The sequence below is a fragment of the Blautia schinkii genome, assembly GCF_013304825.1.
In the GTDB taxonomy this organism is placed as follows: domain Bacteria; phylum Bacillota; class Clostridia; order Lachnospirales; family Lachnospiraceae; genus Blautia_A; species Blautia_A schinkii_B.
Genome location: NZ_JAAWUO010000009.1, coordinates 85,951 through 111,682, shown reverse-complemented (window position 1 = coordinate 111,682; position 25,732 = coordinate 85,951). Strand labels below are relative to the sequence as shown.

The 25,732-nt window shown below is 43.2% G+C and carries 25 protein-coding genes and 1 pseudogene; 3 read left to right on the top strand and 23 right to left on the bottom strand.

Going from position 1 to position 25,732, the window contains the following annotated elements; genetic code table 11:
* Nucleotides 1–93: 93 nt before the first annotated feature.
* From ruvB to HFM85_RS08540, 4 genes are all read right to left on the bottom strand, one after another.
* Nucleotides 94–1,104, bottom strand: a complete 1,011-nt coding sequence (ruvB, locus tag HFM85_RS08555; protein WP_173737820.1) for a Holliday junction branch migration DNA helicase RuvB — start codon at nucleotides 1,102–1,104, stop codon at nucleotides 94–96.
* 25 nt (nucleotides 1,105–1,129) lie between these two features.
* On the bottom strand, nucleotides 1,130–1,741 hold the full coding sequence (ruvA, locus tag HFM85_RS08550) for a Holliday junction branch migration protein RuvA (RefSeq protein ID WP_173737819.1): 612 nt from the start codon (nucleotides 1,739–1,741) through the stop codon (nucleotides 1,130–1,132).
* A gap of 297 nt (nucleotides 1,742–2,038) precedes the next feature.
* Entirely contained in the window at nucleotides 2,039–3,103 is a 1,065-nt protein-coding gene (gene trpS / locus HFM85_RS08545) for a tryptophan--tRNA ligase (RefSeq protein WP_173737818.1), read from the bottom strand.
* 350 nt (nucleotides 3,104–3,453) lie between these two features.
* Entirely contained in the window at nucleotides 3,454–5,163 is a 1,710-nt protein-coding gene (locus tag HFM85_RS08540) for a prenyltransferase/squalene oxidase repeat-containing protein (RefSeq protein WP_173737817.1), read from the bottom strand.
* A gap of 282 nt (nucleotides 5,164–5,445) precedes the next feature.
* On the opposite strand from HFM85_RS08540, the gene HFM85_RS08535 reads away from it, so the two are divergent.
* A complete protein-coding gene (locus HFM85_RS08535) occupies nucleotides 5,446–6,504 on the top strand; it encodes a helix-turn-helix domain-containing protein (protein ID WP_173737816.1) in 1,059 nt (352 codons plus the stop codon).
* A 34-nt stretch (nucleotides 6,505–6,538) separates the two neighbouring features.
* Complete coding sequence (locus HFM85_RS08530) at nucleotides 6,539–7,477, top strand: DUF4868 domain-containing protein (RefSeq protein ID WP_173737815.1); 939 nt, start codon at nucleotides 6,539–6,541, stop codon at nucleotides 7,475–7,477.
* On the opposite strand, the gene HFM85_RS08525 is transcribed toward HFM85_RS08530, so the two are convergent.
* From HFM85_RS08525 to rsxC, 9 genes and pseudogenes are all read right to left on the bottom strand, one after another.
* Nucleotides 7,466–8,029, bottom strand: a complete 564-nt coding sequence (locus HFM85_RS08525) for a hypothetical protein (RefSeq protein WP_173737814.1) — start codon at nucleotides 8,027–8,029, stop codon at nucleotides 7,466–7,468. The genes HFM85_RS08530 and HFM85_RS08525 overlap by 12 nt on opposite strands.
* 20 nt (nucleotides 8,030–8,049) lie before the next feature.
* The gene (locus HFM85_RS16245; protein ID WP_408609588.1) at nucleotides 8,050–8,166 is read right to left on the bottom strand and encodes a family 1 glycosylhydrolase; all 117 of its coding nucleotides are present in this window, start codon (nucleotides 8,164–8,166) and stop codon (nucleotides 8,050–8,052) included.
* Nucleotides 8,146–8,330, bottom strand: a pseudogene (locus HFM85_RS16780) (family 1 glycosylhydrolase); the annotation flags it as partial. The pseudogene HFM85_RS16780 and the gene HFM85_RS16245, both read right to left, overlap by 21 nt.
* 172 nt (nucleotides 8,331–8,502) lie before the next feature.
* The gene (locus HFM85_RS08515; protein WP_173737813.1) at nucleotides 8,503–9,294 is read right to left on the bottom strand and encodes an RnfABCDGE type electron transport complex subunit B; all 792 of its coding nucleotides are present in this window, start codon (nucleotides 9,292–9,294) and stop codon (nucleotides 8,503–8,505) included.
* 13 nt (nucleotides 9,295–9,307) lie between these two features.
* The gene (locus HFM85_RS08510) at nucleotides 9,308–9,883 is read right to left on the bottom strand and encodes an electron transport complex protein RnfA (protein ID WP_119238810.1); all 576 of its coding nucleotides are present in this window, start codon (nucleotides 9,881–9,883) and stop codon (nucleotides 9,308–9,310) included.
* A 14-nt stretch (nucleotides 9,884–9,897) separates the two neighbouring features.
* Nucleotides 9,898–10,602: an electron transport complex subunit RsxE gene (rsxE, locus tag HFM85_RS08505; RefSeq protein ID WP_173737812.1), complete on the bottom strand. Its 705-nt coding sequence runs from the start codon at nucleotides 10,600–10,602 to the stop codon at nucleotides 9,898–9,900.
* Between the two features lie 14 nt (nucleotides 10,603–10,616).
* Entirely contained in the window at nucleotides 10,617–11,195 is a 579-nt protein-coding gene (locus HFM85_RS08500; RefSeq protein WP_173737811.1) for an RnfABCDGE type electron transport complex subunit G, read from the bottom strand.
* Nucleotides 11,195–12,172, bottom strand: coding sequence for an RnfABCDGE type electron transport complex subunit D (locus tag HFM85_RS08495; protein ID WP_173737810.1), 978 nt, complete (start codon nucleotides 12,170–12,172; stop codon nucleotides 11,195–11,197). The genes HFM85_RS08500 and HFM85_RS08495 overlap by 1 nt, the downstream gene beginning before the upstream one ends.
* Nucleotides 12,173–12,186: 14 nt before the next feature.
* Nucleotides 12,187–13,512, bottom strand: coding sequence for an electron transport complex subunit RsxC (gene rsxC, locus HFM85_RS08490; RefSeq protein WP_173737809.1), 1,326 nt, complete (start codon nucleotides 13,510–13,512; stop codon nucleotides 12,187–12,189).
* 374 nt (nucleotides 13,513–13,886) lie between these two features.
* Between rsxC and HFM85_RS08485 the strand changes: the two genes are divergently transcribed.
* Nucleotides 13,887–14,906 carry a ribonuclease H-like domain-containing protein gene (locus HFM85_RS08485; RefSeq protein WP_173737808.1) on the top strand — a complete coding sequence of 340 codons (1,020 nt, stop codon included), beginning with the start codon at nucleotides 13,887–13,889 and terminating at the stop codon, nucleotides 14,904–14,906.
* 211 nt (nucleotides 14,907–15,117) lie between these two features.
* On the opposite strand, the gene rpsA is transcribed toward HFM85_RS08485, so the two are convergent.
* The 10 genes from rpsA to HFM85_RS08435 form a co-directional block, all read right to left on the bottom strand.
* Nucleotides 15,118–16,194 carry a 30S ribosomal protein S1 gene (gene rpsA, locus HFM85_RS08480; protein ID WP_173737807.1) on the bottom strand — a complete coding sequence of 359 codons (1,077 nt, stop codon included), beginning with the start codon at nucleotides 16,192–16,194 and terminating at the stop codon, nucleotides 15,118–15,120.
* Complete coding sequence (gene ispH, locus HFM85_RS08475; protein ID WP_173737806.1) at nucleotides 16,175–17,041, bottom strand: 4-hydroxy-3-methylbut-2-enyl diphosphate reductase; 867 nt, start codon at nucleotides 17,039–17,041, stop codon at nucleotides 16,175–16,177. The genes rpsA and ispH overlap by 20 nt, the downstream gene beginning before the upstream one ends.
* Complete coding sequence (cmk, locus tag HFM85_RS08470) at nucleotides 17,038–17,703, bottom strand: (d)CMP kinase (RefSeq protein ID WP_173737805.1); 666 nt, start codon at nucleotides 17,701–17,703, stop codon at nucleotides 17,038–17,040. Before cmk ends, ispH begins: the two co-directional genes overlap by 4 nt.
* A gap of 27 nt (nucleotides 17,704–17,730) precedes the next feature.
* Nucleotides 17,731–18,960, bottom strand: a complete 1,230-nt coding sequence (locus tag HFM85_RS08465) for a BaiN/RdsA family NAD(P)/FAD-dependent oxidoreductase (RefSeq protein ID WP_173737804.1) — start codon at nucleotides 18,958–18,960, stop codon at nucleotides 17,731–17,733.
* A gap of 117 nt (nucleotides 18,961–19,077) precedes the next feature.
* Entirely contained in the window at nucleotides 19,078–20,490 is a 1,413-nt protein-coding gene (locus HFM85_RS08460) for an oxaloacetate decarboxylase subunit alpha (RefSeq protein WP_173737803.1), read from the bottom strand.
* A gap of 36 nt (nucleotides 20,491–20,526) precedes the next feature.
* On the bottom strand, nucleotides 20,527–21,675 hold the full coding sequence (locus HFM85_RS08455; protein WP_118168967.1) for a sodium ion-translocating decarboxylase subunit beta: 1,149 nt from the start codon (nucleotides 21,673–21,675) through the stop codon (nucleotides 20,527–20,529).
* Between the two features lie 15 nt (nucleotides 21,676–21,690).
* Complete coding sequence (locus tag HFM85_RS08450; protein ID WP_173737802.1) at nucleotides 21,691–22,074, bottom strand: biotin/lipoyl-containing protein; 384 nt, start codon at nucleotides 22,072–22,074, stop codon at nucleotides 21,691–21,693.
* 23 nt (nucleotides 22,075–22,097) lie between these two features.
* Nucleotides 22,098–22,859, bottom strand: coding sequence for an OadG family transporter subunit (locus HFM85_RS08445; protein ID WP_173737801.1), 762 nt, complete (start codon nucleotides 22,857–22,859; stop codon nucleotides 22,098–22,100).
* A 13-nt stretch (nucleotides 22,860–22,872) separates the two neighbouring features.
* Nucleotides 22,873–24,309, bottom strand: coding sequence for an acyl-CoA carboxylase subunit beta (locus HFM85_RS08440; RefSeq protein ID WP_173737800.1), 1,437 nt, complete (start codon nucleotides 24,307–24,309; stop codon nucleotides 22,873–22,875).
* 141 nt (nucleotides 24,310–24,450) lie between these two features.
* Complete coding sequence (locus tag HFM85_RS08435; RefSeq protein WP_173737799.1) at nucleotides 24,451–25,647, bottom strand: D-alanyl-D-alanine carboxypeptidase family protein; 1,197 nt, start codon at nucleotides 25,645–25,647, stop codon at nucleotides 24,451–24,453.
* Nucleotides 25,648–25,732 lie beyond the last annotated feature (85 nt).

Below are 25,732 nucleotides of genomic sequence, written 5' to 3'. Positions count from 1 at the left end.
TCTCAGCAACATTCCTCTCTGTTGTCAGCTCTGCTGGCTCACAACTGTCTATATTATAACTGATTACAGCTAAAATGTATAGAAGTTTTTCTATTATTTTGTCGATAAATCGGGACGAGGATATCCAAGATGGGTGTATGCCAGCACAGAAGCCATCCTTCCACGGGGAGTTCTGTTCAGGAAACCATTCTGCAGAAGGTATGGTTCATACACATCTTCCAGGGTTCCGGAATCCTCTCCAATAGAGGCTGCAAGCGTCTCAAGACCTACCGGACCGCCCTGAAAATTCAGGATTAAAGTTTGTAAAATACGTCGATCCGTCTTATCCAGTCCATACTGATCCACCTCGAGAAGATCCAGTGCAAAACAGGCTACATCATAGGTGATCACACCATCATATTTCACCTGGGCAAAATCTCTCACACGTTTCAGGAGACGGTTAGCCAGTCGCGGTGTTCCTCTGGAACGTTTGGCGATTTCCGCAGCACCTTTCGGCTCAATATCCACGCCCAGAACCTGTGCAGAACGCAGGATAATCGTCGTCAGTTCTTTCTTATCATAAAATTCCAGGCGCTGGGTGACACCAAAACGGTCACGGAGCGGTGCAGAGAGAAGTCCTGCCCTGGTAGTTGCTCCTACAAGGGTAAATTTCGGAAGATCCAGTCGGATGGAACGTGCAGATGCGCCTTTTCCGATCATAATATCAATAGCAAAATCTTCCATTGCCGGATAAAGAACCTCTTCTACCTGGCGATTCAGCCTGTGGATCTCATCCACAAACAGCACATCTCCTTCCTGAAGATTATTCAGAATCGCAGCCATCTCTCCCGGCTTCTCAATAGCTGGGCCGGATGTAACTTTCATATGTGTACCCATCTCATTGGCGATGATGGCAGAAAGTGTCGTCTTTCCAAGACCCGGAGGGCCGTAAAAAAGCACGTGATCCAGAGAATCGTGTCTCTGTTTTGCAGCTTCAATATAGATTTTCAGGGTATCCTTGGTTTTCTGCTGACCAATATACTCATCCAGACTCTGAGGCCTTAAATTCCCCTCCAGGGAAAAATCCTCTTCTGTAACGTCTGTTGTAATGATCCTGTTCTCCATCTGTTATGCTCCGTTCTACTAAATATCAAAAATTCTTCAATGCAGCGCGGAGAATCGCCTCCACATCGTCTGCGGGAACATCGTCCGGAACCTTACGTACTGCACGAAGCGAATCTGCCGAACTATATCCAAGGGCAACCAGTGCTTCCACAGCTTCCTGACGGCTGTCCCGAAGATCTGCTGCCCCCTCCATTGCATCCTCCTGCTGATGAGCAAGCTTCATCTCAAAGGCATCTTCCAGCTTCAGTTTATCTTTCAGCTCCAGAATCATCTTCTGAGCTGTTTTCTTACCGATTCCAGGTGCTTTCGAGATTGTCTTCACATCATCGGAAAGCACTGCAAAACGCAGCTCATCTGCACTGATCCCGGAAAGAATGCCAAGTGCTCCCTTAGGTCCTACACCATTCACTCCCAGAAGAAGCCTGAACATCCCAAGATCATCCTTTGAAAAAAATCCGTATAACTGAAGAATATCTTCTCTTACATACAGAAACGTATTTATCTTCTTCTCTTCACCAACACGTGCTTTCCTAAGATCCTGTCCTGTCATATAGATCTCATAACCAATGCCGCCGTTTTCCACCACCAGGTTGTTCTCACTGATATCCGCTACCTTACCTTTTACAAAAGAAATCAAAATCAACTGCTCCTTCCCGGGAACAGTGTGTTACCTGTACACAACAATAGCTGAACATCTGTTTCCCATATGGATGAAATACTAACACAATTTGAAAAAAAAATCAACCCGGAATACATATGTCCCGGGCTGATCATTATTCTATGTTACTGTTCACTCCGTTCTCAGTAACACGCTTCGCGATGCACAGAATTTATGCTGATTGCATAAATTCGCGCGGTATGTCTCGGGTTTTCTGTGACCTTTGCTCACAAAAAACACCTCGCGGGATATTACCAGTGAACAGTAACTATTCTATTACTGATTCAGGAAATCCTGATCCTCGAAATAGTTGATCCTCATGGAAGAACGTACATCGTGAAGAGTTGCTGCTGCCTTCTCTCTTGCAACTTCTGTACCTGCTTTCAGGATGTCAAATACATCAGCAGTACGCTGTTCCCACATTTTTCTTCTCTCGCGGATCGGTCCCAGCTCTGCCTGCATTACGTTGTTCAGGAATTTCTTGACCTTCACGTCGCCAAGGCCGCCTCTCTGGTAATGCTCTTTAAGCTCGTCCAGATTCTGGTACTCAGGAAGGAACTCAGAGAAATGCTCCGGACGGCTGAATGCATCCAGATAGATAAATACCGGGTTACCTTCTACACGACCCGGATCCTGAACACGAAGATGGTTCGGGTCTGTAAACATGGACATGATCTTCTTCTTAACAACATCCTCCTCATCAGAAAGATAGATGCAGTTTCCGAGAGACTTACTCATCTTAGCCTTTCCGTCGATACCAGGAAGACGTAAACATGCCTTATTGGAAGAAAGAACGATCTCCGGATCTGTTAAAGTCTCACCATAAACGGTATTAAACTTATGAACGATCTCCTTGCACTGCTCAAGCATCGGAAGCTGATCCTCACCTACCGGCACATGTGTTGCACGGAAAGCTGTGATATCTGCTGCCTGGCTGATCGGATAGCAGAAGAATCCAACCGGAATGCTGGCTTCAAAATTACGCATCTTGATCTCAGATTTAACAGTAGGGTTACGCTGTACACGTGCCACTGTTACCAGATTCATATAATAGAAAGTAAGCTCAGTAAGCTCCGGCACCATAGACTGAATGAAAATGTTGGATTTCGCCGGGTCAAGTCCGCAAGCCAGATAGTCCAGTGAAACCTGAAGGATGTTCTGACGTACTTTCTCCGGATGTTCCGCATTATCTGTAAGTGCCTGCGCATCTGCGATCATAATATAAATTTCGTCATATAAGCCGGAATTCTGCAGTTTCACACGCTCTGCCAGTGATCCAACATAATGACCTACATGAAGGCGTCCCGTCGGGCGGTCGCCAGTTAAAATAATCTTGCTCATGAATTGTTCTCCTTGAAGTGTACTGAATATTTTATACTTTATTATAGCCCCTGGAAATTCACTGGTCAAATATTTTTAGCTGGAAACTGTAATTTTCCGTATTTTATGTTACTGTTCAGAGGCAATGTCATGATGCCGGGGTCAAAACATAGTTTTTTAATATCTCTATGAATGACATATTTCTTAGATCCTTGCTACAAAAATAAAACTTGTAGCAAGGTACTATGAGGTCACCTTTTGACCCCAGCATCATGATATTGAGTAAAATCAAAGGATTCTGCCACTTTATTTTTATTTAACTGTCGAAAATGGGATTATGTGTCAAGTTTGTTTTTTTGTTCAATTCGCTTCTAAACTGTGTACAATTTACTGGCACTGAGCTTCTTTGAAGCATCTATGTATACCAATTCTATAAATTTGTCTGTCTCGCGCATTTGGAATTGTTTTATTGCAGCTTCTATTTTTCCTACCATCTCTGCATCTTTTTCATCAAACCCGAACACGACCAGGAATGCCGTATCCGTCTTCGTACTGACCATATACTGCTGGATCTGGCTGAGACCGCCGTCACTTTGCAGGCCTCTGTTGGAAAGAAGCTTGAATTCTACCAATATGCTTTTTTGGTATCCATTGCTGAATTCAAAATCAACCATTCCGCATCCGGTATACTTTTCCCTGTTTGTGATAATCTCATGTCCGTCAAGAAACGCATCTGCATAACTCCAGAACTTGTTTTGTGTTTCCTTTTCCAGTACGTGCTTATCTCCATCCCAGAAGTCTTTCCAGCCGCCTTTTTCTTCAATATAAAATTTGTATTTCTGAAATAATCTCTGGCAGAATATCCATAATTTGGTTTTGTCTATGATCGCAGTCTCATTTACTGCCGTCTCAATTTCAATATTTTTCTTATATTCCTGGAATTCCCTGTACTGCTGCAGACACCATTTCATATATTCTGTCTGAATCTTTCTCTCGTCTTTTCCGGTTAATTCTTCTGGCAGTACCAGTTCATGTCCATGATTCAGGCTGTTATAATAGTCAAGCATTCCTATATTATTTCCGAACTTCTGGATCCAGCCATATGCCAGAACCTCAACAAAGTCCACTTTTTCAACCTCTTCAAATCTTCTCTCATCCTCCCGAAGAGCGCAAAAAATCCTCTGCTGTTCTTCCTTCCTAAACAAATGCATTCCTATAAGTGCGAGATACAACCTGGTATATCTGCGTTTGACCGGGATTTTGCCCAGCTGATACATGATCTCCCTGTATTCTTCAGGCCATTCCTCCACAAGATATGGACCTATTTGAATCATAACTCCCGTGGTTGTTGCCTCATAACGTTCCTTGCATCTTCCCCATATTTTATTCTTATTTTTATTTTTTCGAAGGAATTGAATCGCGTCTCTTATCTTTCCTTCTATCTCATTTATTATCTCGGCCTCACTTTCCTCCGGCGTTTTTCTTAACAATGCTACTCCCTTTGGTCCTTTTAATGTTATCATCAGGTTCACAAAATAAGAAGTCGACCATATCTCCGAGTCTTCTTCAAAAAACTGAGGAAAGCCACCATCTTTTGAGTTCTGGGCTTTCAATATCTTTCGCAGTACTTTTGCATCTTTGCGGTCAATAAACCGTCCTGTCCGGAGCAGATAATCCAGTCCTCTTGCTGTATGGCGGATATTCTTAACTCGATCTGTCTCTGGCTGTCCATATGGTTCTTTTTTACCTCCAGCACCGAGAAAGTATCCTTTTTTATCCCTCAGTTTAGTCATCCATTCGCACATCTTTTTTTCTTCTTCTGGTGCATCACCCCCTAATACATGCAATGTCTGAACTGCGATTGTACTGGAGAATACATTTGGCTTTGCTCTGGAATCTTCCTCTGTCCGGATACTCCCAGGTCTTAATTCAATCCTGCCCCATTCACCGTAATCAAACTGATCTCCTTTAATCCACGCTGCAACCTTTTCAAGTTCTATATTCTCAGTATTCCGGTTTTCAAAATACTGTTCGTCTCTTTCATATTCACTCTCAACTGCTACACTCATTTGTTTTTTCATTGTGTGTTTCCACACAACGCTCCATAAATGCACTTACTGACCGGGTTACTTTTTCTTCCTCGCTTTTTTCTCGGGATATTATTGTACCACACTCGTTACCTCTATTCAATATGTGCACTTAATTATGTATATAGAAATTATTTGTTCTTATATTGTCATCTGTATTCTATTTTAGAAATTTTATTTAGATATATAATTATTTCATTTACGCAGCTCATAAGAAATGTTATAATTTTTATATCACAATTTTATCTTTTTTATTACCGTAGATTGGAGATTTTTATGGAATCAAATGAAGGCTTTTATATAAAATATGAAAAAAAAGTCATGAAGAACATACGGCATATCATGCAAGAACATGGAATTACACAAAAAATCCTGGCAGAGAATTCAGGTATCAACCAGTCCACCTTATCCAAACTTCTGTCTGGAAAGGCCAGCTTCACCCTGGAACACATTGCGAAAATCGCACGTGCACTAAATATAGATGCTGCTGACCTTGTCTCTTTTCGCCCCGGCACAGTCATTACAAATACCTGTTTTTCTTCTCATTATATTCCAGAGAATGATAATCTGGTATGTTCGATTAACCGACCGGCTTTTAAAGGGTATATCGGGAATAAGTATTATCTATATTTCTACTCGACCATCTCCTCTGAGGCTAAATTGATCCACGGCGAACTCACACTTTCTGCATCTGATGAGAACCGCTGCAGGGTCAACCTGGAAATCTATACAGGAAAAATCGATGTATCCGGCACTCCTATCAGGAAAGTATATACAGGAGATATGGTTATCTCAATCTCTATGGGTTCCTGTTACTGCACTCTGACTAATGCTGAGATTGGTGAATTATGTTTTCTTTCATTTCACCATATGTTTTTATTCTCCCAGGATATTCTGTGCAGGATCGGTGCCGTACTGACAACTTCCAGCGGCGGCAACAGGCGGCCAACTCTTCACCGGATGGTTATCAGTAAATATGAATTTAATCTGGACGAGGACAGTGAAGATCTGCACTTTTTAAAAGGTCAGTTAAAGCTTAACAGTTCCAGAGTACTGATTTCCAAAAAGGAGTTTCAGGCATTGCTGAAAAAATATGCTTCTGATTCGGATGTCAGTTTGAAGAAGTTTTTCTCTTCTTTTCAAAATCTCGCTGAACAGGAAGAATATTACGAAATTGAGGAATCCACACTGCTTGGAATCAACATCCCTGTGGGTACCAAGATCAATGGTATCAGCTTATTGCGTGAGGCTTCAACATCAGATAAATATAATAAAATATCTTCAAAATGTGACGAATTCCTTTTTGAATATATTTCATCACGTACAAAAGATTAATTTATGATTACACACCAATACCAGGAGGTACTTTATGTCGCTTCAGAAAATTGAAAAGGCAATCCTCACAGCCCAGCGCATTGCACATTGGGAAGCCTATCTAATTGAATACGATCATAAAAAAAATCCTAATGAATACGTATGCTACGCTTTCCATTTTGAACCTAAAGAATTACTTAATAACATAGTAAATTCTATGTCTTCTAATTTTTTTAATAAAGTAAAAAATCAAGAGCGTGTTCTTGAATATACGGCTCAGAATCCTAAAGGCACAATTGAAAAGCTAAGTCTTAACAGTTCACTTATACATAAAACCTGGGCTTCTCTGCTTAATCACATCAATACCAGTGATGACACATGCAAGCTAAAAAATATCTCTGCCAATGCTTTTATTTTTGTCGGAAACTATCAGGATGAAAATGGAAATGATAAGAATCTCTATTTTCTCACTCAGAAGAATCCTGTTCTTTCTTTCAAAAAGCGTACGCCAATCTTTGTCAGCCGTCATAATACTGTTGTCGAAGCACAGGAACCAATGATTCAGTTTGGCAGGTGCTGTGATATTTTAATAACCGATCATACGCTTTATTCTGTAAATAACAATTTTGAAAGTATATTCAACATTGAATATTCCCATAAAATCGTCTGCCGGGAACACCTTGCCGAATTGGAAACAGCTGATCTTATAGATGATATGGAATCCTATAAAACTTTTGCTGTCTCCGGGCAAAACTCCAAAAAATTCATCACTTACGATGCGCAAATTGTTGCGAAATTACAAAAACAGGAATATAAAGATCTCTTAAAAAAAGAACTTCGTATTCCTGTTAATCCCGCCACACATAAATTCGATTTAAGCAAACCGCAAAACGCACGTAATTTCACACTTGCAATCTGCGGTAAAACCAAACTTAACATGTTTGATAAAGGGGTCTGCGAAGTGCCATCCTCTGTTCCAATTTCATTTTCCTAAGAAGAACGGTTTATCGAGCGGTGCTATTTCAATTACATTTTCCTTATATGCGGATAATGGTTTCTTACTGATAACTATTATCTGCAGAGGATCAGTTTCACCTTCTGCCACCCACTGAACTTCGCATGTATAGAATTTATATTTTTTTACTTCAAAAAACAGATTTGCATATACATTGTTATTCCTGACACATAAAAACATGAGAATCAGAAAATAGATCAAAAATTCCGCCAAGCTGACCCACTTTGTAAAATCAAATGCAAATAGCGGAAGAATATATGATAGTAAAAATTCTGACGTAATCCCCTTTTCCTGTTGTACGGATAATATTTTATATTTCTTAAAACTTTCTTTTCTTATTCCTTTCATCGAGCCAACTATAACTATTCCAGATATAATAAGTCCAGCAACAATTCCACTTATTCCAGCTATCTCTGCACCTATAGTAGTGTTCGTCTTATCCGCAATACTCATTCCATCTATAAATACAACTGTAAACCATAACGGAATAAATGCGGTAAAAAACATTGCTGTTTTAAATATTTTATTCATACACTATCCTTTTAAAATTTTCACAGATCATTCCCGTTTCTGCTGATAAGTTCTCTGGACCAGTACGCAGAATCCTTCCAGATCCTCTCCTGTGTCTCGAAATCAACATAAATGATTCCAAAACCATCCGGCAGCACCCGGGACCAGTCAATGGAAAAACGATATCCTTTCAGCCCCAGTTCTTTCATATGCGCTACATCTTCTTTAAATAATTCATGCCTTTTCCGGAATCTCGCCCCATTCCTTCGATCTGATAGGAGTTGGTCGCTGCTCCCCATACAAAATTTTCTGAAAATCCCATATTTTATGATACCTCCGATAATTGTTACCTATTGTTCATGCGTTCACTATACTGAACAATAATTTCTTTGTCAAGCAGGAGGGACAGCTCCAAGATTTACTTCATAGAAAAAAGAACTGCCATTTTACAGAAAAATTTCTGTGATGACAGTTCTCATTTGTTACTTCGTTCTTTACAGAATTACATGTCTCGGGCAGACTTCTTTACATTTACCACAGCCTGTACACTTATCATAATCAATGTGTGCACAGAAATCAGTGACTGTAATCGCCTCTGACGGACAGTTCTTCTCACATTTCTTACAGCCGATACAGCCAAGCTCGCAGGCTGTTGTAACAGCTTTTCCTTTTGCATGGGAGCTGCAGGCCACACGGATCTGTTTGTCATATGGCACCAGCTCGATGAGATGACGCGGGCATTTTGCGACGCATTTGCCGCAGGCCTTACATGCTTCCTGATCTACTACTGCAACACCATTTACTACATGGATGGCATCAAACGGACATGCCTTTACACAGCTTCCGAATCCCATACATCCGAAAGTACAATTTTTTGCTCCACTGCCAGGAATGAATGCCATCATCTCACAGTCTTCCACGCCTGTGTACTCATACTTTTCAGTTGTCTTGTCGCAGGTTCCGGCACATTTTACAAAAGCAACCTGACGTGCGGTTTCTTTTACTTCCTGTCCCATGATCGCGCCAATCTTGGCAGCTACCGGAGCGCCGCCGACCGGACACTGATCAACCGGAGCCTCTCCTTTGGCAATGGCTGCCGCAAGTCCGGAACATCCCGGATATCCGCAGCCACCACAGTTATTACCTGGAAGAACGCCAAGAATGGCTTCTTCTTTTTCATCTACCTTTACAGTTAATTTCTTATCTGCCAGTCCAAGGAAGATACCAATGAATAAACCAGTACCGCCGACAATGACTGCAGCCATAATAATTCCTGTTATACTCATGCTCTTCTTCCTCCTATACGATTCCGGAGAATCCAAAGAATGCAATAGCCATCAATGCTGCTGTAAGCAGAACGATCGGCATACCCTGGAAGGATTCCGGAATATCGTTGTACTCCATTTTTTCACGGATTCCCGCAAGTAATACGATAGCGATCAGATACCCCACGCCTGTTGCAAATCCGTTTACAACACTTTCAAGAATGCTGTATTCATATTTTACGTTATTAAGCGCCACACCAAGAACTGCACAGTTTGTTGTGATCAGCGGAAGGTATACACCAAGCGCCTTGTAAAGAGATGGAACAAATTTCTTGAGGAACATCTCTACGATCTGTACCAGTGCTGCGATAACAAGGATAAATACGATTGTTTTCAGGTACTCAAAATGTGTCGGTACCAGGATAAATTTATATAACAACGAAGCAACAAAAGATGCGATCGTAATAACGAATACAACCGCGCCTCCCATGCCGACTGCAGTTTCAGTCTTCTTGGAAACTCCCAGGAAAGAACAGATTCCAAGGAACTGGCTTAATACAACGTTACTGCAAAGTGCAGAACCAATAGCAATTAACATTAAGCTTGCCATCTTCTACTCCCCCTTTATTCTTTCTCAGAAGGACAGCCGCCGCAGGTTGCACAGTTGGAACCGCAGCCGGACTGGATCTTGGAAACATCCTTGCCCTTCTTTGCCATGTTGATCTTTACTTTGTTCTGGATTGCTGCAAGTCCTGCAAGAACCAGGAATGCTCCAGGTGCAAGGATAAAGATAGTGATCGGGGTATAACCGGCAGCACCGGTAGCTGCATCGGCAACCGGAATGATCTGTGCCCCGAAAGCTTTTCCGGAACCAAGGATCTCTCTTACAAGACCAATGGCAACCAGACCAACTGTAAATCCAAGTCCCATTCCAAGTCCGTCAAAAATAGAAGGAAGGACCGGGTTCTTGGAAGCATAGCTCTCTGCACGTCCCAGAATGATACAGTTAACTACGATCAGCGGAATATAAATTCCAAGTGAATCATAAAGGGAAGGAGTAAAACCTTCCATAAGGAACTGCACGATCGTTACAAAAGATGCTACAACTACGATAAAGGCCGGCATTCTGACAGAATCCGGGATTACTTTACGAAGCAGGGAAATCAGCAGGTTTGACATGACCAGAACGATCGTTGTGGAAAGTCCCATACCAATACCATTGATAGCTGAAGTTGTTACCGCAAGTGTCGGACACATTCCCAGCATCAGAACGAAAATCGGATTCTCGGTTATAATACCGTTTTTTAATCTTTCACCACATTTATTCATATTCAACTACCCTCCTAAAATGCGTTTTTGCAATAGCCGATAGCTGTATTGACTGCACCGGTAAAAGCTCTGGATGTGATGGTCGCACCGCTGATGGCATCAATCGGCTCACCCTCGCCGCCATCCTTGGATACATAGAATTTATCGGTAGTCTTTCCAACGTACTGCTCCTGGAACTGAGCTTCTGTAGCACGCATTCCAAGACCGGCAGTCTCGCTGATGGAAAGAATGGAAACGCCGCTGACTGTGCCGTCTTTTGTTACGCCAACTGTAATCTGGATATCACCGCCGTAACCCTGTTTATCTGTTACAGTTACCACATATCCCTCATCTGCTGCTTCGCAGACCTCGTCTACTGTTGCCTTTATCCCAAGATCTGCTACTATTTTATCTGCTGCTTCCTGGTCTACATCTACAGCTTTAAAATCTTCCAGGCTTACATCACTGAATACTGTCTGCCATGCTTCTTTTTTTGCCTGCTCTTCAGTTCTTGCGATCGGTTCTTTTGTAACTTCATAAACCAGTCCAAGTCCAAGTCCGGCAACTACTGTAATGATCGTAAGGATCAATGTATTTCTGATAATCTTACTCATTATTTCCTGCCTCCTTTTCCAAAAGCAACCGGTTTTGTTACTTTCTCAATAAGCGGAACCAGAAGGTTGCAGAAAATGATCGCATAGGAAACACCCTCTGCAGAACCGCCAAAGAGACGGAACACTGCTGTTACAATACCAAGGCAGCATCCATATACCAGCTGTCCCTTCGGTGTGATCGGTGTGGTTACATAATCGGTTGCCATGAACCATGCGCCAAGCATCAGACCGCCGCCGAAGATATGGCTGAAAAGATAGTTCACGTCAAATCCTTTGCCTGTTCCCAGCATATAAAGGATCACAAATACGGCGAAGCTTCCGATATATGTAAGTGGCACTTTCAGATCAATGATCTTAAATGCAAGAAGGATCACGGCACCGATCAGGATTGCCAGTGCGGAGGTTTCACCGATGGTTCCCTGGATATTACCAAGGAAGAGATTTTTTACCGGAATGGAAGTTCCCGCAACAAATCCCTGGCTCTTCAGAGCCGCCAGAGGTGTTGCCTGTGTAACAGTATCCACAACTGCATGAGAGCTCTTGGAAACTGCAAAGTTAGTCATCTTTCCGGCAAAAGAGATCATAAGGAAACATCTTCCTGCAAGAGCCGGGTTCATAAAGTTCTGGCCAAGTCCGCCGAACAGCTGTTTTACAACAATAATCGCAAAGGCACTGCCAAGGATCGGCATCCAGATTGGAATCTGGGGCGGCATGTTTAAAGCAAGCAGAAGACCTGTTACAACTGCACTGAAATCTTTGGTCGTGTTCTTCTTGTGCATCAGACGGTCATAAAGCCACTCAAAAAATACACTGGATGCAATCGTTGCAAGAATTACAAGAAGTGCATGCACACCAAAATTCCAGATACCAAATAATGTCGCAGGCAGAAGTGCGATCACAACCAGCTGCATGATACGACTGGTAGTCATTTTATCCCTGATATGGGGATTAGATGATACGTTATACATTTGTTCCATTGTTTTTCCTCCCCCTATTTCTTTTTCTTGCGCTCGGCAAGAACCATTTTTCTCATAGATTTAATACTCTGAGTCAGAGGTCGTTTGGCAGGACAGATGTAACTGCAGCAGCCGCATTCACAGCACTCCATACCATCCATCTTCTCGAAGCCTGCCATATCACCGTTCTCTGCAAGAGTTGCAAGACGGGCGGGAACCACATGGCCTGGACAGACGCTTACGCAACGTCCGCAGTTGATACATGCAGTCTGAATCTGCTTCGCCTCGGATACTGCATCATGCTCCAGAAAAAGCAGGGAAGAGGTTGTCTTTGTACATGGGATGTGAAGATCATACAGTGCAAATCCCATCATCGGTCCACCGGAAATTGCTTTCGCGATCTTTTCTTTCAGGCCACCTGCAGCGTCTACAAGTTCTGACAGATCTGTTCCTGTAAGAACGGAAAAGTTTTTCGGTGTGCGGATGCCGTCTCCTGTAACTGTTAAATTACGGCTGATGACCGGTTGACCAAGGATTACTGCTTTATAAACAGAGGTAACGGTTTCTACGTTATCAACAACACATCCTACATCTGCCGGAAGCATGGTGGAATTGATCTCTCTGCCTGTAACCGCATAGATCAGAGTACGCTCACCACCCTGCGGATATTTGGTCTTGAGTTCTTTTACTTCCATACGTTCTTTGCCTTTGATAGCTTCCTTCATTCTGGCAATACAGTCAGGCTTGTTATCCTCGATACAGATGCATCCCAATGCTTTCGGGAATACTTTCAGGATTACTTCCAGTCCTTTTACAACATTCTCCGGTTCTTCCATCATTCTGCGGTAGTCACTGGTAATATAAGGCTCGCACTCCGCACCATTTACCAGAATGTGGTCGATCTTGTCCGGTTCCTTCGGTGAAAGCTTCACATGTGTCGGGAAGCCTGCACCACCCTGTCCTACAACTCCGCCTTCCTGAATTCTTTTTAAAATGTCTTCTTTGGAAAGGTTGGAAAGATTGGCAGGTGTATATTCCACCGATTCATATTGTCCATCATTTTCAATGATGATCGCATCACCCATGGCTCCTACTGCTGTCAGGCGTTTCTCGATTCCTTTCACAATTCCTGATACAGATGAATGTATCGGTGCAGAAACGAATCCACCTGCTTCTGCGATTTTCTGTCCTACGAGCACATGATCGCCTTTTTTCACGATCGGCTTGGCCGGAGCTCCGATATGCTGAGATACAAGAATTGCCAGATCTCCTTTCGGCAGATACTTCTCAACAGGACAGTTTTTTGACAAATCTTTGCCGTCATAAGGATGAATACCACCTCTGAAGGTTAAAAATGCCATAGATCTCATCTCCTCCTTTATTGTTTGCATGTACATGCACGCTGCGTTTCCGTGCTGTGCACATCATACTCTTTTTTAAAGTTGATTTCCGTGTTTCTGATATATGTATGATAGATTGATTCTATCTGTCATACTATGATATACTTTCATATAGAAGTGATCACGGTTCCAGGAAAACTGCAGATAAAAATCAAATTATAAAGTAATATTAATCAGTTTTTATAACTGTCAATTCCCACATAAATCCAGTACCATTTCCTGTTATTTTCATCAACTCCACGAATATACTATAACTCATTTCACCTAAAATTGCACTATGGAAAAAACGTTTTTTTGTGTATAATTAGATACAATCCATAAAGGAGGAAATTAACATGATTGTTAAAAAAATGCCGATTTTACAAGGGTTTCCGGACTTTGAGACTGTTAAAAAATTGACTAAAAAGCATGCGTTTTCAGAGCATTTTGTACCGGTTTTCTATGACATTGAAACAACAGGACTATCACGAAATTCCACTTTTCTGTATCTTGTCGGCGCTGTGGCTTATGAAGAAAAAAACTGGCAGATGTACCAGTGGATGATCGAAGATGAGAAAGAAGAACCCGAACTTTTGAAAATTTTTTCGGAATTTTTACAGAATTTTTCCTGCACGATCCAGTATAACGGCGACAGTTTTGACCAGCCTTACCTGGAAGCCCGCTATCAGATTCACGGATTGCCTTCTCCTTTTGAAAGCCTGCCTTCTCTGGACCTTTACCGACAGCTGAAACCCGTGAAAGGGCTACTGAAGCTTTCCAAAATGAACCAGCCTTCTGTGGAAGCTTTCCTCGGAATCGATCAGCGTGATTACTGCGATGGCGCGGCATGTATCCGTCACTATAAACAATTTGCTTCAGGCAAAAAAAAAGAGGCCGCTGATATTGTACTTGGCCACAATCAGGAGGATCTTCTTGGACTTGGAAAAATCCTCTCAATGCTTTCCTATCTCTGTCTTTTCGAAGAAGGTTATGAGCCTCTGAATTGTGAATTTCTAGACGAACAAATAATTTTTACCCTTGTACTTTCCTGCAGTCTACCTGTGGAATTCTCCAATTATAGTGAAAAATTCTACATAACCGGTCAGAAAAACCGCGTTCGTTTCCTCATAAAGCACCAAAACGGCCGTTTAAAACAGTATTATTCCAATTACAAGGATTATGATTATATTCCTTCAGAAGATACAGCCATCCCAAAGACATTAAGTGTCTGCATGGATAAGAAACTTCGTAAACCTGCCAAAAAAGATACCTGCTATACCTGGTTCTCTGTAACAGATGACTTTGTCCGGAATCCGCTCAAACAGAAAACTTATCTTAAACATTGCCTGCCTTATTATCTCTCCACTTTAAAATGAATTCATTATATCTAGGATCAGCATAAACCAAAAAGCCCTGAACATTTTGCTTCTGAACTGCAGAATATGCCTGTAAAAGCATATGCCCGGGGCTTGTTCATTTTACTGTTACAGGAATTATTAAACACTAAAAAAGAGACTGCCGCCAAAATGGAAACAGTCTCTTATAATTCTCAGAATATCAATATCTGTTCAAACTTCCGGATAGAAATTACTCCTCTGTCTGCTCTGCAGAATAATCCTCAAGTGCTTTCATGCTAAGGCTGATCTTTCTGTCCTCGCCATTAAAATCAACAACTTTAGCCTCGATTTCCTGTCCGATGGAAAGTACATCAGATGGTTTAGCAACGTGCTCTCTGGAAATCTGAGATACATGAAGAAGTGCATCTACTCCAGGTGCAAGCTCAACAAATGCACCAAAATCTGTCATACGTGCAACTTTACCTTTTACTACATTTCCTACTGCGAAGTCCTCAGCAGCTGTAAGCCATGGGTTCTCCTCCGGGAATTTAAGGGAAAGTGCAATCTTATCTCCGTTGATCTCTTTGATAAGAACTGTAACTTTATCACCAACATTGAATACCTTCTTCGGATTCTCTACTCTGCCCCAGGACATCTCAGAGATGTGAAGAAGTCCGTCTGCTCCACCGAGATCGATGAATGCACCGAAATCTGTAACATTCTTAACAACACCCTCAACCTTGTCACCAGCTTTGATCTTAGCAAGAAGCTCTTTCTGTTTCTCGGCTTTCTCAGCAAGAAGAAGCTGTTTACGGTTACCGATGATACGGCGTCTTCTTGGGTTGAACTCTGTGATAACAAACTCGATCTCCTGATCTGCGTATTTGGAAAGGTCTTTCTCATATGTGTCGGATACAAGGCTTGCAGGAATGAATACTCTTGTTTCCTCTACGTTAACACAAAGACCACCATCAAGTACCTGTGTTACAGGAGCTTTCAGAACCTCCTGGTTCTCAAATGCCTCCTCAAGACGTTTGTTTCCCTTCTCTGCTGCAAGACGTTTGTAAGTCAGTGTAACCTGTCCCTCTCCGTCGTTTACTTTGAGAACCTTTGCTTCCATGGTATCGCCAGGTTTAACAACGTCTGTAAGCACAACGCTTGAATCGTTTGTGTACTCGTTCTTTGTGATGATACCGTCTGCTTTATAGCCGATATTCAGGATGATCTCATCATCTTTTACATCGATGACGGTACCCTGTACGATCTCTCCATTTCTGATTGTTTTTACGGAATCTTCCAGCATCTGTTCAAAACTTAATTCTGACATGTTCTTGAACCTCCTCAATAATTTTCTTTGGGGTGGAAGCCCCTGCTGTAATACCTACACAACTACTGCATTGGAACATTTCAGAATCCAAGTCTACAGGTGTTTGTATATAGTAAGTATTTCCACATTCCTTTTTACATATTTCAAACAGCTTTTGAGTATTGGAACTATGTCGGCCGCCTACAACCAGCATAGTGTCTACCTCTCCGGCTATCGCTTTAGCTTCTTTCTGCCGTTCTTCGGTAGCATTACAAATAGTGTTTAAAATATTTAAAATATTTAAAACATTATTATCATAACTCTTTTTGCGGAGAATTTCAACTAATTCTTGAAATTTGTTGTAATTAAATGTCGTCTGTGATACTACGCACACTTCTTTATCCGGAGAAATGCTGAATTTTTCAGCATCTTCGGCATTTTTGATTACTGTAAACGGTCCCTGGCACCATCCGCAGATTCCCTGTACTTCCGGATGATCCGGATCTCCGATAATCATAATATGTGCACCTCTGGCACTTTCTCTCTCAACGATCTTGTGGATCTTCAGCACAAAAGGACAGGTAACATCTACGTATCCCAGACCGTATTTCTTGATCTTGTTATAGACCTTGCGGCCTACACCATGAGAACGAATCACAACTGTACCGCCATTTAGATCTGCAAGATCCTCCTCACTGATCACAGCTACGCCTTTTTTTTCCAGATCTGAGACAACTTCCTCATTATGGATGATAGGCCCCAATGTATAAATAGGTGCAGCATCGGAACCGATCAGATCATAAACCCGGTCCACTGCTCTTTGTACGCCGAAACAGAATCCGGCAGTTTCCGCAACTTTTACCTTCATCTGTTCACCTTTTCTCTGTATACAAAAAGAATTTTATCAACAACTTCGTCAATTCCCATCTCAGAAGAATCAACAAGAACTGCATCTTCTGCCTGCTTCAGCGGTGAAACGGCTCGGTTCATATCTCTCTCGTCCCTGTCAATAATATCTTTCAGGATTGCCTCCAGATCGCAGGCTTCTCCCTTCTCTGTAAGCTCCAGATATCGTCTGTTGGCACGGGTTCTGGCACTTGCAGTCAGAAAGATCTTTACTTCTGCATTCGGAAGAATGGTAGTTCCGATATCTCTTCCATCCATGACCACATTGTTCTCAACTGCAAGATTTCGCTGTAGTTTCAGAAGATGTGCGCGCACTTCCGGATTTGCAGAACTTACAGATGCCATGTTTCCAACCTCTTCCTTACGGAGAAATGAAGTTACATTTTTTCCGTTAAGGATCACCTGCTGCTCGCCGTTTTCATAGCGGATGGAGATATCCGCACCGTGACAGGCTTCGGAGATTTTCTCATCACCGTTGATTCCTTTTTCCAGAAGATAAAGTGCCATGGCACGGTACATGGCTCCTGTATCTACATAGATAAAGGACAGCTCCTTTGCCACCTTTTTTGCGATTGTGCTTTTTCCTGCACCTGCGGGCCCGTCAATTGCAATATTAATACCCATAATTAAATGCCCCTTCCTCTTTTTCTGTTATTCGATCGCCTGCGCTGCAACATACGCGGTAGACCACGCGATCTGAAGATTATAGCCACCTGTCACAGCATCCAGATCCAGCACTTCACCTGTAAAATACAGATTTTTTACTTTTTTGGATTCCATTGTAGATGGCTGTATCTCTTTTACTGACACACCGCCTCTTGTGATGATAGCTTCCTTGAACTCTCCCATTCCTGTGATCGTAAAAGGGAAAGCCTTGATCAGACGGCCAAAGGCCTGGCGTTCTTCCCTGGAGATTTCATGTACTGGCTTGTCTCCCGGAATTCCACCGATCTCGATCATGATCGGAGTCAGAGAAGACGGAAAAAGAACACCGATCACATTTTTAAACTGTTTGTTATGATTTGCATCAAATTCACGCAGGATCCGGGCATCAAGCTGTTCTGCATCAAGTGCGGGCTTCAGGTCGAGATAAGCCTGCAAAGATTCTTTTTCCAGTTTTTTGCCGATCTGAGCACTTGCAGAAAGTATCAGGGGACCTGTAACTCCGAAATGTGTAAACATCATCTCGCCAAAATCTTTATAGAGGACTTTTTTTCCGGATTTCACGGTCAGCTCGACATTTCGAAGGGAAAGGCCCTGGAGTTTGGATACATAATCTTCTTTCGCTACCAGAGGTACCAGTGACGGCGACTGGGCAACTACTTTATGGCCGGTTTCAGCTGCAAAACGGTATCCATCTCCTGTAGAACCTGTAGAAGGATAAGAAAGCCCGCCTGTGGCAACCACCACTGCATCAGCAGTAAAAAAAGTTCCATCGGCAAGTAATACGCCTGTAACCTTCTCTTCCTCTGTGCAAACTTCCTTCACCTCTGTATGAAGATGTACCTGTGCTCCGGCTTTCTTTAATTCCCGCTCCAGTGCCCGGATAATATCTGATGAATGATCGGACACCGGGAAAACCCTGTTTCCGCGCTCTGTTTTCAACGGCACACCTGCTTCCTCAAAAAATTCCATTACATCTCTGCTTCCATAGGTATAAAAAGCACTGTAAAGAAATTTACGGTTTGACATGACTGCAGGAAAAAGCTCTTCTGTATCAGAATCATTGGTGACATTGCACCGTCCTTTTCCTGTAATGAAAAGCTTCTTTCCAAGCTTTTCATTTTTTTCCAGGATGTGAACCTGGTGTCCTCTGCGCGCAGCATATACGCCGCAGAGCATTCCGGCGGCACCGCCGCCTACGATCGCAACCTTGGACATTACCTGTTATCCTGCCTTTTTAATCTTTTTGTTTTTTTATGCACAAAGGAGCCTGCATACAGCAAGCTCCTTCGTGTTGTATCAGAATGTCTTTACGACACTCCTAATGTGTGTGCTTTATACCGGGTATGCGCCGTTCTTTGTATCAGCTACAGTCTCATCAACCTTTGTTTTCTGAGCCTGACGATATTTAAAGAAGTCCATGGCTACCTGTGGGAACAGTGCGTATGTCAGAACATCCTCATCCTGCTCCTTGTACTGCGCCATCTCGCTCTCAAGCTTATCAAGCTCATCTTCCAGAAGGTCTGCAGGACGGCATGTGATCGGCTCTACATCACCGATGCATTTCTTCTGTACTTCCGGGTTAAATGGTCTGGCTGTTGCGCCATATTTACCACTTAATACATCTCTTGTTTCTTTTGTCACAACCTTGTAACGCTCGCCCATAATTACGTTAAATACAGCCTGTGTACCAACGATCTGAGAGGACGGAGTAACAAGCGGCGGCTCTCCGAGGTCTTTACGAACACGCGGAACCTCCTCAAGTACTTCGTAGAATTTATCCTCTGCATGCTGCTCTTTCAGCTGTGATGTCAGGTTGGAAAGCATTCCACCTGGTACCTGGTACAGAAGAGTCTTGATGTTTACGCCAAGGTTCTTCGGATTGAGAAGACCTGTATCAAGAGCCTCGTCACGCATCGGACGGAAGTAGTCAGCGATCTCAGCGAGAAGCTGCTGGTCAAATCCTGTATCATATGCTGTTCCCTTGAATGTCTCAACCATAACCTCTGTTGCCGGCTGGGATGTTCCAAGAGCGAACGGAGACATTGCTGTGTCGATGATGTCAACACCAGCCTCTACTGCTTTCATATATGTCATGGAAGCAACACCGGATGTATAATGAGAATGAAGATCGATCGGGATCTTAACAGTCTCTTTGAGAGCCCGAACAAGCTCTGTAGCCTTATACGGAACAAGAAGTCCTGCCATATCTTTGATACAGATGGAATCTGCACCCATATCCTCGATACGTTTTGCAAGATCTGTCCAGTAATCAAGTGTGTAAGCATCACCAAGTGTGTAAGCCATTGCAACCTGTGCATGTGCTTTCTCCTTGTTTGCTGCTTTTACAGCTGTCTGAAGGTTACGAAGGTCATTCATACAGTCAAAGATACGGATGATATCGATACCGTTAGCTGCGGATTTCTGTACAAAATACTCTACTACATCATCTGCATATGGACGATATCCAAGGATGTTCTGTCCACGGAACAGCATCTGAAGCTTTGTGTTTTTGAAACCGTCACGAAGTTTGCGAAGTCTTTCCCACGGATCCTCTTTCAGGAAACGTAAGGAAGCATCGAAAGTAGCACCGCCCCAGCACTCTACTGCATAGTAGCCGACTTTGTCAAGCTTCTCAATGATCGGAAGCATCTGCTCTGTGCTCATACGTGTAGCGATCAGGGACTGATGAGCGTCACGCAGGATCGTTTCCACAACTTTCACAGGTTTTTTCTCTATTTCTGCCATAATTATTCTCCTTACAAATTTTTATAAGACAATGGGTTAGACACCAAAGATCGCCATGAATGTACCGGCAGCAACCGCTGTACCGATAACACCAGCAACGTTCGGTCCCATCGCATGCATCAGCAGGAAGTTTGTAGGATCTGCCTCAGCACCAACCTTCTGGGATACACGGGCTGCCATAGGAACGGCAGAAACACCGGCTGATCCGATCAGAGGATTGATCTTTCCGTGAGTAACCTTGCAGAGAAGCTTACCAAGCATAACACCACCAAAAGTACCGCAGGCAAAGGCAACAAGACCAAGAACTACGATCTTCAGTGTATCTACGTTCAGGAACGCCTCAGCACTTGTGGAAGCACCTACAGATGTTCCGAGAAGGATTACTACGATGTACATAAGAGCGTTGGAAGCTGTTTCAGAAAGCTGTTTAACAACTCCGGACTCACGGAACAGGTTTCCGAGCATCAGCATACCAACAAGGGGAGCTGTTGTCGGAAGGATCAGGCAAACAACGATTGTGATAACGATCGGGAAAAGGATCTTCTCAAGTTTTGTAACAGGACGGAGCTGCGCCATTTTGATCTTACGCTCTTCCTCTGTTGTGAAAGCCTTCATGATCGGAGGCTGGATGATCGGTACCAGGGACATATAGGAATATGCTGCCACTGCGATCGGTCCCATAAGAGAAGACTGTCCAAGCTTACCTGCAAGGAAAATGGAAGTCGGGCCGTCAGCACCACCAATGATAGAGATCGCTGCTGCTGCTTTTCCATTAAATCCAAGGAAAATTGCAAGGAAGTATGCAAGGTAAATACCAAGCTGTGCAGCTGCTCCCATCAGGAAGCTGATCGGGTTTGCGATCAGCGGACCGAAGTCTGTCATCGCACCGACACCCAGGAAGATCAGTGAAGGAAGAATACTCCACTCATCCATTAAGTAAAAATAATGAAGAAGTCCGCCAACGCCATTGGATGAATCCTCAATGCTCAGCATAATGTCCGGATAAATATTTACCAGAAGCATACCAAAAGCGATCGGAACCAACAGCAGCGGCTCAAAACCATGTTTAATGGCAAGATATAAGAACACACATGCCACTGCGATCATCAGGTAGTTTCCCCAGGTAAGGTTGAAAAATGCTGTCTGATGGATCAGGTTTGACAGGGTATTTGTTACATAAGACATTTGTCTACCTCCTGTTTAGTTCATTGTTGCAAGAGTATCTCCATTTTCAACGGCAGCACCCTCTGCAACATCGATGCTGGCGATTGTTCCGTCCGAAGGAGCAACAACCGGGATCTCCATTTTCATGGACTCAACGATGACTACACTGTCACCGGCTTTTACGCTCTGTCCAACAGATGCAACGATTTTTACAACTTTTCCAGGAACAGCTGCAGAAACCTTAACAGAACCTGCGCCTGCTGCAGGAGCTGCTGCTTTCGGTGCTGCTGCAGGAGCTGCCTTTGGTGCAGGTGCAGCTGCCTTCGGAGCTGTTGCTGCAACTGGAGCTGCTGCGTTTCCGTTCTCTTCTACAGTAACTTCATATGCTGTTCCGTTAACAGTAATTGTATAACTCTTCATTTTAAAATCCTCCTAAATAATGATTATCTTTTTCTGCGGTTGATCTTACGGATGGAACGTACTACAAATCCGTCTGTGCTTGTCTTGCCTTCAGAAGCAGCGATTGCTGCAGCGATCACGGCAATAAGCTCACCATCATCTGTTACATCCTCAACAGCAGGCTCAGCAACTGGTGCTGCAACCGGAGCCGGTGCTGCGGCTGCCGGAGCCGGTGCACTCTCTTTTTTCTTTCCTTCCACAAGTCCGGGAATATATTTGAAAAGAGAGATCACGAAGATCAGGAATACCAGAATCACAAATACGGTTCCAAGACCCATCACTGTGTTCATGGCTGCCTTCTCCATGTTCTGAGCCAGTGTATAATTTACATCAACAGTAACAGAAGTCGGGGTTCCTGATTTATCAAATACATAAGTGAAATTCGCTTTGTTTTTCTCGAAGGATACCGGAACAACAACGGTATACTGGTCATCGGAATACTCTACTGTGATATCCTTCTCATCGATATCACCTTTTTTCTCACCGAGCTCTTCTCTGGAGCCGTCCCATGCGCTTGCCGCACTCTGTGTGAAAGCATCCTCTGATTCCAGATATCCCTGGATATCATCCTCGGACATTGCGATGATCGCTTCCGTCAGACCTTTGGTTGTTGTGACAAGCTGACTCTTTACAGAATCATCAACCTCATCAGCAGCCCATGCAGTAGCTGTGCATCCGATCAGAAGTGCAGCCACGCAAAGAAATGCCATGCAGACAGAAGAGATCTTTTTATAAAACTGTCTCATACGCTCACCTCACTTAGACTGTTCCATGCTTTTTGGATGGACGGTCTTCCCTTTTTGTGAACAGCATCTCAAAAGCACCGATTACATATTTTCTTGTATCTTCTGCTTTGATCACAGTATCCACATATCCTCTTGCTGCTGCGGATGCGATACCGTTCTGGAGTTCTTTATACTCTGCAGTCTTCTCGTTCAGTGTAGAAGCATCAGCTCCCTCATACATGATCTTAGCTGCAAGGGAAGCATCCATCATACCGATTTCTGCTGTATCCCATGCGTAAACCATGTCTGCTCCGACAGATTTGCTGTTCATGGCAACGTATGCAGTTCCGTAAGCTTTACCAACTACAACATTTACCTTCGGTACAGTTGCAGATGCAAAGGCATGTACCATCTCACCTACGGATTTAGCCATCATCTTCTCGTTGCAGAGAGTTGCTTTAAATCCTGTTACATTGGTAAGTGTAAGTACCGGAATTTCAAAAGCATCACAGAATTTAATGAAATCTGCAGCTTTTCTTGCACCTCTGGCAGAAAGAGTTCCGTCAGAAATCTCTGTCTTATTGCCATCAGCATCGTAGGACTCGCTTCTGTTTGCAACAGCACCAACAGTAGCTCCGTTCAGACGAAGGAAACCTGTTACAACATCCTGTCCGTAAGCTGCCTTTGTCTCAAAAAACTCACCGTCATCAGCGATTTTTGAAAGTGCAATAGCTGTGTCACCTGTGCAGCCTGCGATATCATCACATACTCTGTTCAGGTCGTCTGTACATTCTTTGAAGCTGTCATTGTCTTCATTATTTTCCGGAAGCATGCTGACAAGTGTGCGGATCTGTCCGAGGATTTCCTCCTCTGTTCCGATACCGTCAACAAGTCCTGTCTCCTCACTCTGGAACTGGGCGGAAGCTGAATCACATTTCTCCACTCTGTTTCCCTCCAGTGCATTCGGAGTATTTACAAACAGTCTGCCCTTCTTTTCCTCTACAAATGTAAAGTCTGTAAGAGCCGGTACAACTGCCATTCCACCGCCGCATGTTCCGAAAACAGCAGTGATCTGTGGAATAACACCGGATGCCAGTGTCTGTTTCAGATAGATCTCACCAAATGCCTCAAGTGCATCGGTAGCCTCCTGAAGACGAAGTCCCGCACAGTCTACAAGACCGATAACTGGTGCTCCAACTTTCAGAGCGAGATCATAAATTTTGGCGATCTTTTTGGCATGCATCTCACCAACTGTTCCGTTCAGTACAGATGCATCCTGGCTGTATACATACACCAGACTGCCGTCAATCACACCATATCCGGTGATCACACCGTCTGAAGGTGCTTTTTTTTCAGTCATGTTGAAATCTGTAGCTCTGGCTGTGACAGCCTGTCCGATCTCAACAAAACTGTTGGCGTCAAGCAGGGAATTAATCCTTGCAGCCGCTACGCTTTGTGTCGCATTACTCATTATACTATGCCCTCCATTTTTTTATTAATATAACCAAAAATTCAGCCGAGTATAATTGTACCTTTTTTTTGCAGAAAATTCAATACTTTTCGTCATGAACGTTAAAAAATTAACCCCTGACATATGCCAGGGGCTGTAAAATTAATGAAAATAATCCTGAAAAACTTTATCTACGTACCATTTATAGGTGATTCTGCCGATTTTGTCTTCTGCTGTCACAGGACAGGTGAAAATTTCTTTACCATCGAGCTTCGCATGAAGGGAACCGATCCTCTGATTTTTCCTGACCGGTGCTTCCAGTTTGCCGGGAAGTTCTGTTTCCCAGGTAATCGTCTCTGTTTTCTTCAAAAGATACCTTTTTACCAGAGCTTTTTCAGAAACAGCTGCATGAAGCTTCAGCAATGTTCCTGTACCGGTGCCTCTCTCACGGTTATCAGGAACAGCATCTGATACAGGAATCTCCGGAAGTCTGGGTAACTCCGGAAGAACTGCATATCTGTAATTGTTCCGCCCATAGGACAGAAGTTTTCTGGCATCCGACCATTTGTAATTTTTGTTTCCCGGCCAGCCGCAGCCCAGAAGTGCAACAATAAAAAGCTTTTCATCCTGACGTGCCGCACATACATAACAATATCCTGCATTACCTGTAAATCCTGTTTTCCCGGTTATCACACCTGTCTCCATATCCAGAAATGCGTTTGTATTATGAACTGTATAATATTTCTTTCCGGCAATATCTGAAAATGTATAATCCCTGGTCTGGGTGATATGAACAAACGTACTGTTCTTTACTGCATAGGCCATAATAAGCGCCAGATCCCTGGCCGTCGTATGATGCCTTCCTCCTTCATCCTCACCGTCGAGCCCGTTTGGAGTTACAAAATGTGTATCCGTACATCCAAGCTCTTTTGCTTTCTGATTCATCAGTGCTGCAAATTTTTTCACAGAACCGCCTATATGTTCCGCAATAGCTACTGCTGTATCATTATGACTTTTTAACATCAGCGAATAAAGAAGATCCTCCAGATAAAACTGCTGTCCCTCTTTCATTCCCAGATGTGTCTGAGGCTGCGATGCTGCTTCCTTGGAAACCTGTACATAATCATCTCCATTTCCCAGCTCCAGTGCAAGAATGCAGGTCATAACCTTTGTGGTACTTGCATTAGGTCTTGCTCTATAGGCTTCTTTTCCATAAAGAACACGACCGGTTTCTCCATCCATAAGTACTGCTGACAGTGCATAAAGTTCCTGCACTTCTGCTGCCTGCGCCGGAAAAATCTGCTGAATAATAAGAACCGCTGCCATAAAAGCGACAGCGGCTGCTCGCCTGATTTTCATGATATCCCTCCACACACTGATAAAGCAAACATTCGAATGCCCGTTTGCAGTAACCATTATATTTTTAATTTTATGCGAAAGGATA